Origin of the sequence: Tsukamurella sp. M9C (assembly GCF_020169415.1) — a bacterium.
Classification (GTDB): Bacteria; Actinomycetota; Actinomycetes; order Mycobacteriales; family Mycobacteriaceae; genus Tsukamurella.
In genome coordinates this window covers 120,517-135,696 of sequence record NZ_JAIULG010000002.1, presented here as the reverse complement: position 1 = coordinate 135,696, position 15,180 = coordinate 120,517, and the positions used below count along the sequence as shown (strand labels likewise).

The window sequence follows — 15,180 nt, the reverse complement described above, 5'->3', positions numbered from 1 at the left end:
AAGCAAAGGACCGGCGTAGACTCCACCATACGGAATTTCTTTTCCATTCAGCTCTGACGGAGGACCCATGCCCAGCCGCTCGCTCTCCGACGACGCCCTGGCCTCGATCGATCGCCGCCTGGCCGACACCGATGCGCTCCTGGCCCGCGAATTCCCCGGAGACGACGGTCGCCGGCAGCCCGTGCACACCGTCTACCTGCCGGCCGACCGATTCACACCCGAGACGACTCGGGAGTGGGGCGAGCAGGCCTTCGCGGCGGCCGACGCCGCCGGCGGCCTGGACGAGGTCGCCCGCACCCTGGGCCTCGACGACCGAGATCTCCCGGATCTGGTGCGGCGCAAGCTGACCGAGGAGCCGATCGAGGACATCCGGCTCGATTTCGAGGACGGCTACGGCGACCGCGGCGACGACGCCGAGGACGCCGACGTGGCCCGCGCCGTCGACGCGGTGACGAAGGCCGTGGCCAACGGGTCGACGGCCCCGTTCATCGGCATCCGCTTCAAGTGCTTCGAGGCGCCCACCCGCGCCCGCGGACTTCGGACCCTCGACCTGTTCGTCAGCGGTCTCGTCGCGGCCGGCCCGCTGCCCGAGGGACTCACCATCACGCTGCCGAAGGTGACCACGGCCGGCCAGGTGGAGGCGATGGTCGACGCGAGCCGCGGCCTCGAGACCGCACTGGGCCTGGGCGAGCGCCGGCTCCGCTTCGAGGTGCAGGTGGAGACGCCCCAGGTGATCCTCGGGGCCGACGGCACCGCACCCGTCGCCACCCTGCTGCACGCCGCCGACCGGCGGGTCACCTCCCTGCACTACGGCACCTACGACTACTCCGCCTCGCTCGGCATCGCCGCGCAGTACCAGTCGATGGAACACCCCGCCGCGGACCACGCCAAGAACGTCATGCAGCTGGCCGTCGCCGGAACGGGCGTGCACCTCTCGGACGGCTCCACGAACATCCTGCCGATCGGCGATCCCGCCCACGTGGCCGACGCCTGGCGCCTGCACGCGCGGCTGGTGCGCCGCCACCTCGAGCGCGGCATCTACCAGGGCTGGGATCTGCACCCGGCTCAGCTCGTCACGCGGTTCCTCGCGACCTACGCCTTCTACCGCGACGGCTTCCCCGCCGCCGCGACCCGGCTGCGGAACTACGTGCACCGCATCGACTCCGCGATCCTCGACGAGCCGGCGACGGCCCGCGCGCTCGCGTCCTTCATCCATCGCGGCGTGACCTGCGGGGCGGTCACCGCCGCCGAGGTCGCGTCCGCCGCCGAGGTCACCGTCGAGACGGTGCGCGACCTCGCCCTGAACCGCCCCACCATCACCCAGCCCGAGGAGACCCGATGAGCTCGTCCGCCCCCGTCTACTACTCGCCGCAGGGCGGCCACCCGCCGCAGACGGACCTGCTCACGGATCGCGCCATCGTCACCGAGGCCTACACCGTGATCCCGCGCGGCGTCATGCGCGACATCGTGACCTCGGTCTTCCCGGGCTGGACCAACACCCGCGCGTGGGTGCTCAACCGCCCCGTCGCGGGCGGCTCGACGACCTTCGCGCAGTCCATCGTCGAGGTCTCCCCCGGCGGCGGCTCGGAGGCGCCGGAGCCGCAGCCCGAGGTCCAGAGCTTCCTCCTCGTCACGCAGGGCACCCTGCAGGTGACGATCGACGACGAGGCGCACACCCTCACCGAGGGCGGCTACGCGTACATCCCCGCGGGCACGTCTTGGTCGGTAGCCAACACGTCCGACGGTGCCGCCGTCTTCCAGTGGGTCCGCAAGCGCTACGAGCCGCTCGCCGGGCACACGCCGAAGGTCGCCGTCGGCAACGAGCGCGACATCGAGCCCTCGCCGATGCCGGGCACCGACAACAAGTGGCGCACCACCCGGATCCTCGATCCGCAGGACCTGGCGTACGACATGCACTGCAACATCGTGACGTTCGAGCCGGGCGCGTCGATCCCGTTCGCCGAGACCCACGTCATGGAGCACGGCCTGTACGTCCTGGAGGGCAAGGCCGTCTACCGCCTCAACGGCGACTGGGTCGAGGTGCAGGAGGGCGACTACATGTCGCTGCGCGCCTTCTGCCCCCAGGCCTGCTACGCCGGCGGACCGTCGAACTTCCGCTACCTGCTCTACAAGGACGTCAACCGCCAGATCGCCCTGTAGCGAGCCGATACGTGAAGTGCCCCTCCCGGATTCCGGGAGGGGCACTTCCCTGTGGCGTGGAGGTCCGTCGGTCAGGACAGGGTCGCCGCGGCACGCACGAGCGCCTCGCGTAGGCGCAGGGTGTTCGCGTCGAGCTCCTCCTGGACCCGCTCCTGGCTGACGGGCCACGGGGTCTCGGCGATGACGTCGTGATCGGTGACCAGCGCGACGCAGGCATAGCCCATGCCGAGCTCGCGGGCCAGCGCCGCCTCCGGGTACGGGGTGGTCGACACGACGTCCCAGCCCTGCGCCGCGTACCAGCGGGACTCGGCCGCGGTCGAGAAGCGCGGGCCGCGGATCGCCACGACCACACCGCCATCGGCGACGACCCAGCGCTGGTCGCGGAGCGCGTCGATCGCGGCGGCGCGGGTCGGTTCGGAGAAGGGCTGCGCGAACGAGACCCGGACGTCCTCGTCGTCGTGGAAGGTGTCGTCGGTGCGCCCGGTCCGGTCGACGAGCTGGTCCGGGACGACGACGGTGCCGACGCCCACCGCGGGGTCGAAGGCTCCGGCGGGCGTGGCGGCGAGGATGTGCCGCACGCCGAGGTGGTGCAGCGCCCAGATGTTGGCGCGGTGATTGATCTTGTGCGGCGGGATGGTCCGCTCGCGGCCGGACCGCGTCAGGTACGCGACGCGCCGGCCGTGCGCGCTCCCGATCACCACGTCGTCCGACGGCGCGCCGTAGGGCGTGTCCACCGGGTATGCGCGGGCGTCGTCGAGGAGCCCGTAATAGCCCCAGCTGCCGAGGATCGCGACCGTGGCCTCGGGACCAGCCGGAGCGGTGGTGTCAGACATTCTTCGCCCCTTCGGCATCGACGGTCGTCTCGGCGCCGGCCGCGGCCGGCGCTACGGCATCGGCACGCGGCGGGAACGCGGCCGCGCCGTGGCCGGGGTGCGCGCGCACGTCGTCGGGATCGTCGACGACGAGCGTGCCCTCCAGGACCGCCTTCATCTTCTCCGTGTCGAGCAGGCCCTCCCACCGCGCGATGACGAAGGTGGCGAGGCAGTTGCCCAGCAGGTTGGTCGCCACACGCATCGAGTCCATGAGGCGGTCGGCGCCGAGGAGCAGGGCGACCGCGGCCACCGGGAAGGCACCGACCGCAGCGGCCGTGGCGGACAACGCCACGAACGCGGAGCCCGGGACGCCGGCCATCCCCTTGGAACTGAGGATCAGGATTCCCATGATCGTGATCTGCTGCCCCACGCTGAGGTCCACGCCGACCGCCTGCGCGAGGAACATCATCGACAGCGAGAGGTAGATCGCCGCGCCGTCCAGGTTGAACGAGTAGCCGGTCGGGATCACCAGACCGACCACCGATCGGTCGCAGCCCGCCGCGTCCAGCTTCTTGATGATCGACGGCATCACGGCCTCGGACGACCCCGTGCCCAGCGCGAGCATGAACTCCTCGCGGCAGTACTTGAGGAACTTCCACGTACTCACACCGGTGATCAGGCGCACCGCGACCGCGAGGATGAGGATGAAGACGACGGCGGCGCCGTAGCACGCGAGCACCAGCATGCCGAAGGACTTGAGCGAGTCGGCGCCGTAGTTCCCCACGGTGAAGGCCATCGCGCCGAACGCACCGATCGGCGCCAGATACATGATGTAGCTGACGATCCGGAAGATCACGTGCATCGCCTGGTCGATGACCTCGAGCAGGACGGGTTGGACCTTCTCGCTGATCGCCGCGAGCGCCACGCCGAAGAGGACCGCGAACAACAGCACCTGGAGCAGGTTGTTCTTCGCGAAGGCGTCGACCACGGAGGTCGGGATGATGTTCATGACGAAGTCGACGCCGCCCGGCAGGGTCTCGCCGTGCGTCTTCTCATCGAGCGCGCTCGCGTCGAGGGTCGACGGGTCGATGTTCAGGCCCTCGCCCGGGCGGACGACGTTGCCGACCACGAGCCCCAGCGCGAGCGCGAACGTGGTGCACACCGTGAACCACAGCAGGGCCTTCGCACCGATCTTGCCGAGAGCGGCCATACTGCCGACCTTGGCGATACCGGTCACCACCACGAGGAAGATCAGCGGCGACACCAGCATCTTGATGAGCTTGATGAAGCCCTGGCCCAGCGGAGCGAGGTGGTCCGAGAATCCCGGGAAGAAGATGCCCGTGGCGATTCCGGCTGCGATGCCGATCAACACCTGGACGAACAGGGATCTGTACCAGCGCTTCTTCTTCGGCGCCTCAGTCGTGGTCATGTGCATCCCTTCGCCGGAATGTGGCGCGGCCGTCCTGCTTCTCGAACGACTACCCGATAGGAGCTTCAGTTCTGGAAGGGCCAGCCCGTCACGACCTTGGGCCGCGGCGGGGCGTAGGTGCGCACCTTGGAGGTCTTCAGGCCCATGCGTACGAGCCCCTCGGCGATCGTCACGGCGGAGCGCACCCCGTCGACGATGGGGACGCCCGTCGCGGCGGAGACCTTCTCCTCCAGCTCCGCCATGCCGCCGCACCCGAGGCAGATGACCTCGGCGTGGTCGCGCTCGACGGCCTCCCGCGCCTGAGCGACGATGGCCTCGACGGCCCGCTCGGGCTCGGACTCCAGCTCGAGCACGCCGAGACCCGACGCGCGCACCGACGCGCAGCGGGCGTCGAGTCCGGCCAGCTTGAGCCGGTCCTCGATGAGCGGGACCGTGCGGTCGAGAGTCGTGACGACGGAGTACTTGTGGCCCAGGTACATCGCGGTCGACGCCGCAGCCTCGGTGATGTCCACGACGGGCACCTCCAGCAGCTCCTGCAGCCCCTCGCGGCCGTGCTCGCCGTAGCCCGCCTGGATCACCGCGTCGTAGGGACCCTCGTAGCGCGTGATCGCGTCCATGACGGCGATCGCGGCGAGGTAGGACTCGAAGTTCCCCTCGCACGAGTCCGCGCCGAAGCGCGGCGTGATCCCGACGATCTCGGTGCCGGGAGAGGCCGCGGAGCGCGCCGACTCGGCGATCGCGGCCGTCATGGACTCCGTGGTGTTGACGTTGGCGACGAGAATGCGCATCGCGGGACTCCTAGTGCTTGCTGGGGACGGCGATCGGCTCGCCGGAGACGTCGACGAACGGGCCCTTGCGGTCGGCCACCACGAGGTAGACGAGCGCGCCGAGGCCGGCTCCGATGAACCACGAGTAGTTCGAGACCACGTGGAAGGCGGGCACGAAGGCCATGAGCAGCGCGGCGCCGGCAGTGGGAACGAGCGCGACGACGGCACGCGGGTTCACGCCACCCTTGTAGAAGTACGGCGCGTCGGGCAGGTCGCAGTACAGGTCGGGCACGTTGACCTTCGACTTGCGGATCAGCCAGTAGTCGGCCATGACGATGCCGAACAGCGGGCCGAGCAGAGCACCGAGGCCGCCGAGGAAGTACGTGATGACGGCGGGCGAGTTGTACAGGTTCCAGGGCAGGATGACCAGCCCGATCACGCCCGAGATGAGGCCCGCACTGCGGAAGTTCAGGTGCTTCGGGAACAGGTTGTTGAGCGCGTAGATCGGGGCGACGAAGTTCGCCATCAGGTTCACCGCCACGGTGAGCACGAGCAGCGCGAGGCACGCGAGGACGAGCAGCAGCGTGTTCGGCACCGTCTGGACGATGTCGGCGGGCGACTCGATGACCTGTCCGTTGATCTTGAACTGGGCGCCGGCCAGCGTGATCACGATGGCGCCGAACAGCAGCATGTTGAGCGGGATGCCGAAGAAGTTGCCGCGCACGATGGACTTCTTGGACGTCGCGTTGCGGGTGAAGTCGCAGAAGTTGAGGACGAAGGTGCCGTAGATCGCGACCCAGAGGCTGGCGCCACCGACGATCTGCAGCCACATGTCGAGTCCCGTCGTGGACTCCGGCGTGGTCCACGCGATGGACCAATCGGCCTTGCTGAGCATCCAGACGGCTAGAGCCGCCATGGTGACCAGGATGACCGGCCCCGCGAAGGCCTCGTACTTGCGGATCATCTCCATGCCGTAGCTGACGATGACGAGCTGAATCGCCCACAGGACCAGGAAGGAGATCCAGCCGAGGGTGGAGAGTCCGAGGAAGCGGTTCTCATCGAGAGTCGCCGCGCCCGGAGCGACCGCGACGATCATGATGCGCAGCACCACCGAGGCGAGGTAGGTCTGGATGCCGAACCAGGCGATCGCGACGACACCGCGGATCAGCGCGGGGATCTGCGCCCCGCGGATGCCGAAGGAGATGCGGCTCATGACCGGGAAGGGAACGCCCGTCTTCTCCCCCATGAAGCCGGAGAAGTTGAGCAGGACGAACAGGAACACGCCGCCGAGGCCGAGGGCCAGCAGGATCTGCCACCCGCCGAGGCCCAGCGCGAACAGGCCGATCGCGAAGGCGTAGTTGCCGAGGCTGTGCACGTCGTTCGCCCACAGGGTGAAGATGTTGTAGCCGCCCCACGTGCGGCCCGCCCGCTTCGTCGGCGCGAGGTCCTGGTTGTAGAGGCCGGCGCTGAGCCGGTTCAGCGCGTCCACGTCGGGAACGTCGGCGACGTCCGCGTCACCGAGCCGGATCGGATTCGCCTGCGCCGCGACGCGGGGGGTGAGTTCTTCTGTCATGCTGGGCCTTCGTTCTTGCTGGCTGACCGCTCGAATCTTTTCCGTTGTGCGGAAATGGTGTTCCACTGGTAGCGATAAGTAAGACCTATCTCAGTCACTCTGTCAAGGGCCATGTCGCATGTCGGAATATGATCGCTACACACCGGAAACACCGATCTTGACGAGTGGCGCAGGTCACACCTAGTGTGGCCCCAGGATCGAGACGAAATTCCGCGACTCGGAATTTCTAGCGAAGGAGAACCTGCATGAGCACCGACACCGCCGAGTACGACCTGGTGGTCCGCGGCCGCCGCATCGTCACGACCGCCGGGACGGTAGCGCGCGAGGTCGGCATCCGGGACGGCCGGGTGGTCGCCATCGAGCCGCTCGGCAACGGCCTGACCGGCCGCGAGGTCGTCGAGCTGACCGACGATCAGGTGATGATCCCCGGCCTCGTCGACACGCACGTACACGTCAACGAGCCCGGGCGCACCGAGTGGGAGGGCTTCGAGTCCGCCACCAAGGCCGCTGCCGCGGGTGGCGTCACCACGCTCGTCGACATGCCGCTCAACTCCATCCCGCCCACCGTCGACCGCGAGGCCCTGCGCATCAAGCGCGAGGTGGCCGGCCCCAAGGCCCACATCGACGTCGGCTTCTGGGGCGGTGCCGTCCCGGGCAACAAGGGCGAGCTGCGCGGGCTGCACGACGACGGCGTGTTCGGCTTCAAGTGCTTCCTGCTGCACTCGGGTGTCGACGAGTTCCCCCACCTCACCGCCGATGAGATGGAGGAGGACATGGCCGAGCTGGCCACGTTCGACTCGCTGATGATCGTGCACGCCGAGGACTCGCGCGCCATCGACCACGCACCGGAGCCCGAGGGCGACAAGTACTCGAAGTTCCTCGCCTCCCGCCCGCGCGGCGCGGAGAACGTGGCCATCGCCGATGTCATCGAGCGCGCCCGCTGGACCGGGGCGCGGGCGCACATCCTGCACCTCTCCTCGTCGGACGCGCTGCCGATGATCGCGACCGCCCGCCGCGACGGGGTCAAGCTCACGGTCGAGACCTGCCCGCACTACCTCACGCTGCTCGCCGAGGAGATCCCCAACGGCGGCACCGCCTTCAAGTGCTGCCCGCCGATCCGCGAGGCCTCGAACCGGGAACTCCTGTGGCAGGGCCTGCTGGACGGAACCATCGACTGCATCGTCTCCGACCACTCCCCCTCGACGATCGACCTCAAGGACGTCGAGAACGGCGACTTCGGTGTGGCCTGGGGCGGCGTCGCGTCGCTGCAGCTGGGCCTGCAGCTCATCTGGACCGAGGCCAAGAAGCGCGGGATCTCCCTCGAGCAGGTCCTCGAGTGGATGTCGGCGAACCCGGCGAAGCTGGCCGGCATGACCCGCAAGGGCCGCATCGCCCTCGGCTTCGACGCCGACTTCGCGATCTTCGAGCCGGAGGCCGCGCAGGTCGTCGACGTGCACCACCTGCACCACAAGAACGCGATCTCACCGTACGACGGCCGCGCCCTCGCCGGCGTGGTCAGCGGAACCTGGCTCCGCGGCGAGAAGATCGACTTCGAGACCCCCCACGGTCGCCTGCTCCGCCGCGGCGAGGCCTGACCTCCGGCTCCCCGGCTACGGACGACTCGCGAAGATCCGGCTGAGGTAGTCCGGGGTGCCCTCGATCCGTTGCAGGTGCGGGTACCGCAGGCCGCCGTGGTAGTCGATCTCGACGGTCCGCGTCTGGTCGAAGTCCTTCACCTGCAGCCGGATCGGGGCGGGGTTCGTCTTGGCCGCCTCGATCGCGGTCTGCATCGTGGCCTGGGAGTACGCGGCGTCGTTGACCGACAGCACCGTCATCCCCGTCCCGACCTTCGCCTTGAACGCGGGTCCGTCCCACCGCACATCGGTGACCTTGCCCGCCGCGGACACGTTGAGGCCGATCGAGTAGGTGTAGTTGGCCGCACCCTCCGCCGCCTTCATCTGCGCCGCCAAGAAGGGGCCGGGGTTGTTGTCGTAGACCAACTTCCACCCTGTCTTCTCGACGCTCGAGGCGAACGACTCCTTGCCGTCGAGGCGATCGCGCAGGTACGTCGCCCAGTCGTCGGCGACCACACCGTTCAGCGTCGCGACGACCTTGTCGAAGTCGTAGGTGTTCTGCGTCTTCCACGTCTCGGCGTCGACGCCGAAGAAGGCGCGGGCGAAGTCGTCGAGCGACTTCGTGTCGCCCGTCAGTTCGCGGATGCGCGCGTCCACGCCCAGCCACACGAGCTGACCGCCCTGGTAGTAGTCCTCGCTGAGCTGCCAGGACCGGTACGGCTTGGTGCGGCGCTGCGCGATGATCGGATCGTTCGTGGTGTCCTGCAGGCTCCGCCAGCTCAGGCCCGGGCGGCCGTCGGTGTACGTGGCGACCACGGATGCCAGCGCATCGCGGGAGACCTCCGCCGGCCGCAGCCCCGCCCGACCGGTCAGCACGTTGCCCCAGTACTGGGTCTGACCCTCGTACACCCACATCAGGCTGTCCTGCATGGGCGTGTTGAAGTCGGGCGTCCACAGGTCGGCCGGGCGCCGGAACTTGCCGTTCCACGAGTGCGTGTACTCATGGCCGAGCAGATCGTCGCTCCCCACCGCGGGGTTCCACCCCGTGAAGTAGTCGGTCGGCTCGCCGTTCTCGCTGGACCGCTGGTGTTCGAGCCCGTTGGAGCTGAGCTGATCGGAGAGCGAGAGCAGGAAGTCGTAGTGATCGTAGTGCTGCGATCCGTACAGCTTGATCGCCTGCGCGACGAGCGCCCGGTGCTGCTCGATGTGCTCGGGCTTGGCCTCGAGCTGCTCCGGCGCGTCGGCGAAGACCTGGAGCCGCACCGGGACCTCGGCGCCCGGGGCCAGGTCGATCTGCTTGTGGAAGCGGCCCGCGTAGACCGGCGAATCGACGAGCACGTCGAGCGGAACCGTCCGGTAGTCGACGGTGTCGCCGCGTCGGCCGGAGACGTCCAGCGCGGTGCCGGCCTCGAATCCGGGTGGGTAGGTGACGCTCGCGGTGAACGGGATCTCGCTCGCGGGCTTCCCCGCCGGGTACAGGACGACCGCGTTCCACTGCAGGTTGAGCATGTTCGGCGTCATCACGACGCGGCCCTGGGTGCTGTCGGTGGGCGTGAGGTACGAGAACGCCGCGTCCAGGGTGTCGACGCCGTCGGGCACCGTCACCTTGAGCGCGTAGACATTGAGCGGATCACGCTTCCACTCCAGCTTCTTCCCACCACCGGAGAAGGAGATGCCGGCGATCTTGTCGATCGGACCGGACGGTGAGTGATTGCCCGGGAGCCACTGCGGGTAGAGCAGGGTCACCTCGCCCGCGCTGACGGGGATCGACTGCTTCACCCCGATGATGCGCTGCGGCAGATTGGTGACGTCCACCGATACCGAAACCGGCTTCTGCTGCCCTGCGTCCTTCCCCGAGCGGTCCGGCGACCCGCAGGCCAGCAGGCCCGCCAGGAGGACGATCACGATGCTGACGGCGCTGACGCCTCGAACCTTGGACATCCGCACTCCCGACTTCCCGCGAACAATTTTGTTGATCCTACAAAATTGTTTGCGGCCTCGCCCTCCGAAAGGACGGGGTCGCCGCAGCGGGTCCGGACGCCTGCGCGGCGCCCGGCGCGTGGGATCCGCTAGAGCGTGCCCTTGGTCGACGGGACGCCGGTGACCCGCGGGTCCGGCTCCACGGCTGCGCGCAGGGCGCGGGCGACGGCCTTGAACTCCGCCTCGGTGATGTGGTGCGGGTCGCGGCCGTACAGGACGCGCACGTGCAGCGCGATCCGGGCGTTCATCGCCAGCGACTCGAAGACGTGGCGGTTGATCACCGTCGAGTAGGGGACGCCCGGGTAGCCGCCGATCACGGAGTGCACCAGGTACTCCGGTTCGCCGGTGTGCACTGCGTAGGGCCGGCCGGAGACGTCGACGGAGGCGTGCGCGAGCGTCTCGTCCATGGGGATGAAGCAGTCGCCGAAGCGGCGGATGCCCTTCTTGTCCCCCAGCGCCTCGCCGATCGCCTGGCCGAGCACGATCGAGGTGTCCTCGACGGTGTGGTGGGCGTCGATCTCGATGTCGCCCTTGGCCTGCACCGTGAGGTCGAAGCTGCCGTGCTGACCGAACGCGGTGAGCATGTGGTCGAAGAAGGGGACGCCGGTGGCGATGTCGGTGACGCCGGTGCCGTCGAGGTTGAGCTCCACCACGATCGAGGACTCCCTCGTGGTGCGCTCGATACGGGCGATGCGATCGGTCATGCGGTCACTCACTTCTGCTCGGGCGCCAGCTTCTCGCTGATCGCGAGGAAGGCGTCGTTCTCGTGGTCCAGCCCCACCGACACGCGCAGGTGCCCCGGGATGTGCATGTCGCGCACCAGGACCCCGCCATCGAGGTAGGTGCGCCAGGCGGCGGCCTCGTCCGCGAAGCCGCCGTACAGGATGAAGTTGGCGTGCGACTCGATCACGTCGTAGCCGAGCTCCCGCAGCCGCGCGGAGATCCGGTCGCGCTCGGCCGACAGGTGCGCCACCGACGCCAGCGTCTCCGCGCGATGGTCGATCGCGGCGATCGCCGCGGCCTGCGTGAACACCGACAGGTGGTACGGCAGCCGCACGAGCTGGATCGCCCCGACGATGGCCGGCGCGGCCACCAGGTAGCCCACGCGCCCGCCCGCGAAGGCGAAGGCCTTGCTCATGGTGCGGCTCACGATGAGCTTCCCGGCGAACCGGTCCAACAGCCGCACCGCCGACGGCCCGGCGCTGAACTCGCCGTACGCCTCGTCGACGATGACGATGCCCGGCGCCGCCTCGATCAACCGGATCAGGTCGTCCTCGGCGATGAGATGCCCCGTCGGGTTGTTCGGGTTCGTCAGGAACAGGACGTCGGGACGCAGCTCGTCGATCGCGCCGACGGCGTAGTCCACGTCGAGCGCGAAGTCCGCGGTGCGCTTCCCCGGGATCCAGTGCGTGTCGGTACCGTCCGAGATGATCGGGTGCATCGAGTAGCTGGGCACGAACCCCATCGCGGTGCGCCCGGGCCCGCCGAACACCTGCAGCACCTGCTGCAGGATCTCGTTGGAGCCGTTGGCGGCCCACACGTTCTGCGGCCCGACGACGGTGCCGGTGCGCTCGGTCACGTACTCCGCCAGGCGGTTCCGCAGCGCGGCCAGGTCGCGGTCCGGATACCGGTTCATCGCGGCGGCGGCCTCGCCGACGGCCTTGGCGATGTCGGCGACCAGTGCCGGGCTCGGCGGGTGCGGGTTCTCGTTCGTGTTCATCGCCGCGGCCACGGGCAGCTGCGGCGCACCGTAGGGCTCCTTGCCGCGCAACGTGTCCCGGATGGGCAGCTGGTCGAGGCTCACGGCCTCACCGGGCAGCGGGTTCACGCGCGGCCGCCCTTCAGCGACTCGAACCGCAGCCGCACCGCCTCGCCGTGCGCCGGGAGGTCCTCGGAGTTGGCCAGGGTGATCACGGTGCCGGCGATGTCCTTGAGCGCGGCCTCGTCGTACTCGACGACGTGCACGCCGCGCAGGAAGGTCTGCACCGACAGGCCCGAGCTGTGCCGCGCGCAGCCGGCGGTGGGCAGCACGTGGTTGCTGCCGGCGGCGTAGTCGCCGAGGCTCACCGGCGAGTGCGGGCCGACGAAGATCGCGCCGGCGGCCCGCACCCGCCCGGCGACCTCGCGGGCGTCCGCGGTCTGGATCTCCAGGTGCTCCGCCGCGTAGGCGTTGACCACCGCGAGGCCCTCGTCGATCCCGTCCACCAGGACGGTGCCGGACTGCGGGCCGCGCAGCGCGGTGTCCACGCGCTCGCGGTGGCGGGTGATCTCGAGTTGGGCAGTCAGCGCCTCGTCGACCCGGTCCGCGAGCTCCGGCGAGGTGGTGACCAGCACCGACGCCGCCATGACGTCGTGCTCGGCCTGGCTGATGAGGTCGGCCGCGACGTGCACCGGGTCGGCGGTGTGGTCGGCGAGGATCGCGATCTCCGTGGGCCCGGCCTCCGCGTCGATGCCGACCAGGCCGCGGCACAGCCGCTTCGCGGCGGTGACGTAGATGTTGCCGGGGCCGGTGATGAGGTCGACGGGGGCGAGCTCGGCACCGTCGAGATCCGTGCCGCCGTGCGCGGCGAGCGCGATGCCCTGCGCGCCGCCGACGGCCCACACCTCGTCGACCCCGAGCAGCGCGCACGCGGCGAGGATGGTGGGGTGCGGCAGCCCGTCGAAGTCCTTCTGCGCGGGCGAGAGCACCACCAGGGAGCCCACGCCGGCGATCTGCGCCGGAACCACGTTCATCACGACGGACGACGGGTACACCGCGTTGCCGCCGGGCACGTACAGGCCGACGCGGTCGACGGGGATCCACCGCTCGGTGACGGTGCCGCCGGGAACGACCTCGGTGACGGTGTCGACGCGCTTCTGGTCGGAGTGCACCATGCGGACCCGGCTGATCGCGGTCTCCAGGGCCTCGCGGATCGCCGGGTCGAGCTCGGCGAGCGAGCGCTCCAGTGCCCCAGCCGGAACCCGGACGGTGGCCGGGCGGACCCCGTCGAACTTCGCGCCGAACTCGAGCGCCGCCTCGGCGCCGCGCTCGGCGACCGCGTCGACGATGGGCCGCACCTGCGGCACCACCGCGTCGACATCGGTGCCACCGCGCGGGAGCGCCGCGCGCAGCTCGGCGAGCGACGGGCGGCGACCGCGCAGGTCGAGACGGCTCAGCTGCAGATCAGACATGGCCCCATTCTATGGGTCCGGCGCCACCGGGTTTCCGGCCGGGCAGCACCCCGGCGAACCGGACGGCGGCCGCCGCTATGAGTGCGGTCACACGCCCGTCCCGCGCCGCGCTTCACCGCTCTGCGGCACCTGACGGTCCGGTAAGTTGTCCGCCATGGCTGAGACCAACCACGGCGACCAGGGCCTCCTGTACTGGCTGATCAAGCACGTGTCGGTGGGACCGACGATCCGGCTGGTGAACCGGCCCACCGTCGAGGGGCTGGAGAACATCCCGGTCGACGGTCCGGCGCTCATCGCCGGCAACCACATGTCCATCGCGGACTGGCTGTTCGTGCCGCTGGTGGTGCCGCGCCGCATCTCCTACCTGGCCAAGAGCGACTACTTCACCGCTCCCGGCGTCTCGGGCAAGCTGCAGAAGTTCTTCTACACGCAGACCGGCCAGGTGCCCGTCGACCGCGCGGGCGGCGACGCCGCGACCGCCGCGCTCAACACGGCGAAGAAGCTCCTCGCCGAGGGCCGCCTCGTCGGCATGTACCCCGAGGGCACCCGCTCCCCCGACGGCCGGCTCTACCGCGGACGCACCGGCCTGGTCCGGATCGCCTTCGAGGCGAACGTCCCGATCATCCCTGTCGGCGTCATCGGCACAGACAAGGTCTCGCCGCCCGGACCCTTCAGCTGGCACGCCGAGAAGGTGCAGGTGAAGTTCGCCAAGCCCATCGAGCCGATCGAGTACGACATCCCGTCGGATCCCGACGAGCGGCACCAGCTCGAGCGTTCGGTGACCGACCGCCTGATGCAGGAGATCCAGGCCCTCACCGGGCAGGAGTACGTGGATGAGTACGCCAAGAAGTGGCGCCCGGAGTCCTGATCCCGCGCAGCGGGCGCGGGACCTCGCGGTCCTGCGCAGGGTCCGCGACCGCATCGACCGCGAGTTCGCGCAGCCGCTGAACGTCGAAGAGTTGGCCCGCGGCGCGCATCTCTCGGCCGGGCATCTGAGCCGCGAGTTCAAGCGCGTCTACGGCGAAGCGCCGTACTCGTACCTGATGACCCGCCGGATCGAGAGGGCGATGATGCTGCTGCGCCGCGGCGACGTCTCGGTGACCGACGCCTGCTTCGCGGTGGGCTGCTCGTCCCTCGGCACGTTCAGCACGCGGTTCACCGAGCTCGTCGGCGTTCCGCCGAGCGTGTACCAGCGCGACCACAGCGCCGCCGCCGAGGGCATTCCCGCGTGCCTCGCCCGCCAGGTGATGCGACCGGTCAGGAATCGAGAAGCACCGCACGCCCCGCCGCAATAACGTGGGCCGCATGAACCTCACGATCTCGCTCGCCTACCTGCCCCACACCGACGCCGAGGCCGCTCTCGGCTTCTACCGCGACCTCCTCGGCTTCGAGGTGCGCAAGGACGTCGGATACCAGGACCTGCGGTGGCTCACCGTCGGACCGGCGGGCCAGCCGCAGACGTCGATCCTGCTGCACCCGCCGGCCATGGACCCCGGCATCACCGACGACGAGCGCCAGACGGTGCTCGACCTCATCGCCAAGGGCGCCTACACAGCGGTCACCCTGTCGACCGACGACCTGGACGGCTTGTTCGAGCGCGTCGCCGGCGCGGGAGCGGACGTGGTGCAGGAGCCGATGGACCAGGACTACGGCGTGCGCGACTGCGCCTTCCGCGACCCGGCGGGCAACCTGATCCGGATCAATCAGCTCTGAA

14 protein-coding genes are annotated in these 15,180 nt (G+C 69.6%); 6 read left to right on the top strand and 8 right to left on the bottom strand.

The genetic code is table 11. The annotated features are described in order from the left end of the window. The first annotated feature begins 67 nt into the window (after positions 1–67). Both LB823_RS01935 and LB823_RS01930 read left to right on the top strand, forming a co-directional pair. Positions 68–1,342, top strand: coding sequence for an aldolase/citrate lyase family protein (locus LB823_RS01935; protein ID WP_224645074.1), 1,275 nt, complete (start codon positions 68–70; stop codon positions 1,340–1,342). Continuing rightward, positions 1,339–2,160: a bifunctional allantoicase/(S)-ureidoglycine aminohydrolase gene (locus LB823_RS01930; RefSeq protein ID WP_224645073.1), complete on the top strand. Its 822-nt coding sequence runs from the start codon at positions 1,339–1,341 to the stop codon at positions 2,158–2,160. Before LB823_RS01935 ends, LB823_RS01930 begins: the two co-directional genes overlap by 4 nt. Before the next feature lie 71 nt (positions 2,161–2,231). Here the strand turns inward: LB823_RS01930 and LB823_RS01925 are convergent, their stop codons facing one another. From LB823_RS01925 to LB823_RS01910, 4 genes are all read right to left on the bottom strand, one after another. Then, a complete protein-coding gene (locus LB823_RS01925) occupies positions 2,232–2,993 on the bottom strand; it encodes an MTAP family purine nucleoside phosphorylase (protein WP_224645072.1) in 762 nt (253 codons plus the stop codon). Next, positions 2,986–4,401, bottom strand: a complete 1,416-nt coding sequence (dctA, locus tag LB823_RS01920) for a C4-dicarboxylate transporter DctA (RefSeq protein WP_224645071.1) — start codon at positions 4,399–4,401, stop codon at positions 2,986–2,988. Before dctA ends, LB823_RS01925 begins: the two co-directional genes overlap by 8 nt. Positions 4,402–4,466: 65 nt before the next feature. Next, positions 4,467–5,189, bottom strand: coding sequence for an aspartate/glutamate racemase family protein (locus LB823_RS01915; protein ID WP_224645070.1), 723 nt, complete (start codon positions 5,187–5,189; stop codon positions 4,467–4,469). 10 nt (positions 5,190–5,199) lie between these two features. Beyond that, positions 5,200–6,741 carry an NCS1 family nucleobase:cation symporter-1 gene (locus tag LB823_RS01910; RefSeq protein WP_224645069.1) on the bottom strand — a complete coding sequence of 514 codons (1,542 nt, stop codon included), beginning with the start codon at positions 6,739–6,741 and terminating at the stop codon, positions 5,200–5,202. A gap of 245 nt (positions 6,742–6,986) precedes the next feature. Between LB823_RS01910 and allB the strand changes: the two genes are divergently transcribed. Then, a complete protein-coding gene (allB, locus tag LB823_RS01905) occupies positions 6,987–8,336 on the top strand; it encodes an allantoinase AllB (RefSeq protein WP_224645068.1) in 1,350 nt (449 codons plus the stop codon). 15 nt (positions 8,337–8,351) lie between these two features. On the opposite strand, the gene LB823_RS01900 is transcribed toward allB, so the two are convergent. The 4 genes from LB823_RS01900 to hisD form a co-directional block, all read right to left on the bottom strand. Further along, complete coding sequence (locus LB823_RS01900) at positions 8,352–10,256, bottom strand: M61 family metallopeptidase (protein ID WP_224645067.1); 1,905 nt, start codon at positions 10,254–10,256, stop codon at positions 8,352–8,354. Between the two features lie 128 nt (positions 10,257–10,384). Beyond that, the gene (hisB, locus tag LB823_RS01895; protein ID WP_224645066.1) at positions 10,385–10,999 is read right to left on the bottom strand and encodes an imidazoleglycerol-phosphate dehydratase HisB; all 615 of its coding nucleotides are present in this window, start codon (positions 10,997–10,999) and stop codon (positions 10,385–10,387) included. An 8-nt stretch (positions 11,000–11,007) separates the two neighbouring features. Beyond that, entirely contained in the window at positions 11,008–12,123 is a 1,116-nt protein-coding gene (locus LB823_RS01890) for a histidinol-phosphate transaminase (protein ID WP_224645065.1), read from the bottom strand. After that, positions 12,120–13,466, bottom strand: a complete 1,347-nt coding sequence (hisD, locus tag LB823_RS01885) for a histidinol dehydrogenase (RefSeq protein WP_224645064.1) — start codon at positions 13,464–13,466, stop codon at positions 12,120–12,122. Before hisD ends, LB823_RS01890 begins: the two co-directional genes overlap by 4 nt. 154 nt (positions 13,467–13,620) lie before the next feature. Between hisD and LB823_RS01880 the strand changes: the two genes are divergently transcribed. The 3 genes from LB823_RS01880 to LB823_RS01870 are packed head-to-tail and all read left to right on the top strand — an operon-like array spanning position 13,621 to position 15,179. After that, entirely contained in the window at positions 13,621–14,334 is a 714-nt protein-coding gene (locus LB823_RS01880; RefSeq protein ID WP_224645063.1) for a 1-acyl-sn-glycerol-3-phosphate acyltransferase, read from the top strand. After that, positions 14,300–14,761 carry a helix-turn-helix transcriptional regulator gene (locus LB823_RS01875; protein ID WP_224645062.1) on the top strand — a complete coding sequence of 154 codons (462 nt, stop codon included), beginning with the start codon at positions 14,300–14,302 and terminating at the stop codon, positions 14,759–14,761. The genes LB823_RS01880 and LB823_RS01875 overlap by 35 nt, the downstream gene beginning before the upstream one ends. Positions 14,762–14,771: 10 nt before the next feature. Next, positions 14,772–15,179: a VOC family protein gene (locus LB823_RS01870; RefSeq protein ID WP_224645061.1), complete on the top strand. Its 408-nt coding sequence runs from the start codon at positions 14,772–14,774 to the stop codon at positions 15,177–15,179. The last annotated feature ends 1 nt before the right edge of the window (position 15,180 follow it).

Coding starts and splice junctions, on each gene's coding strand:
- dctA (WP_224645071.1), bottom strand. CDS start 4,401: ATGACCACGACTGAGGCGCCGAAGAAGAAGCGCTGGTACAGATCCCTG.
- LB823_RS01910 (WP_224645069.1), bottom strand. CDS start 6,741: ATGACAGAAGAACTCACCCCCCGCGTCGCGGCGCAGGCGAATCCGATC.
- LB823_RS01930 (WP_224645073.1), top strand. CDS start 1,339: ATGAGCTCGTCCGCCCCCGTCTACTACTCGCCGCAGGGCGGCCACCCG.
- LB823_RS01875 (WP_224645062.1), top strand. CDS start 14,300: ATGAGTACGCCAAGAAGTGGCGCCCGGAGTCCTGATCCCGCGCAGCGG.
- LB823_RS01935 (WP_224645074.1), top strand. CDS start 68: ATGCCCAGCCGCTCGCTCTCCGACGACGCCCTGGCCTCGATCGATCGC.
- LB823_RS01880 (WP_224645063.1), top strand. CDS start 13,621: ATGGCTGAGACCAACCACGGCGACCAGGGCCTCCTGTACTGGCTGATC.
- LB823_RS01900 (WP_224645067.1), bottom strand. CDS start 10,256: ATGTCCAAGGTTCGAGGCGTCAGCGCCGTCAGCATCGTGATCGTCCTC.
- LB823_RS01915 (WP_224645070.1), bottom strand. CDS start 5,189: ATGCGCATTCTCGTCGCCAACGTCAACACCACGGAGTCCATGACGGCC.
- hisD (WP_224645064.1), bottom strand. CDS start 13,466: ATGTCTGATCTGCAGCTGAGCCGTCTCGACCTGCGCGGTCGCCGCCCG.
- hisB (WP_224645066.1), bottom strand. CDS start 10,999: ATGACCGATCGCATCGCCCGTATCGAGCGCACCACGAGGGAGTCCTCG.
- allB (WP_224645068.1), top strand. CDS start 6,987: ATGAGCACCGACACCGCCGAGTACGACCTGGTGGTCCGCGGCCGCCGC.
- LB823_RS01870 (WP_224645061.1), top strand. CDS start 14,772: ATGAACCTCACGATCTCGCTCGCCTACCTGCCCCACACCGACGCCGAG.
- LB823_RS01925 (WP_224645072.1), bottom strand. CDS start 2,993: ATGTCTGACACCACCGCTCCGGCTGGTCCCGAGGCCACGGTCGCGATC.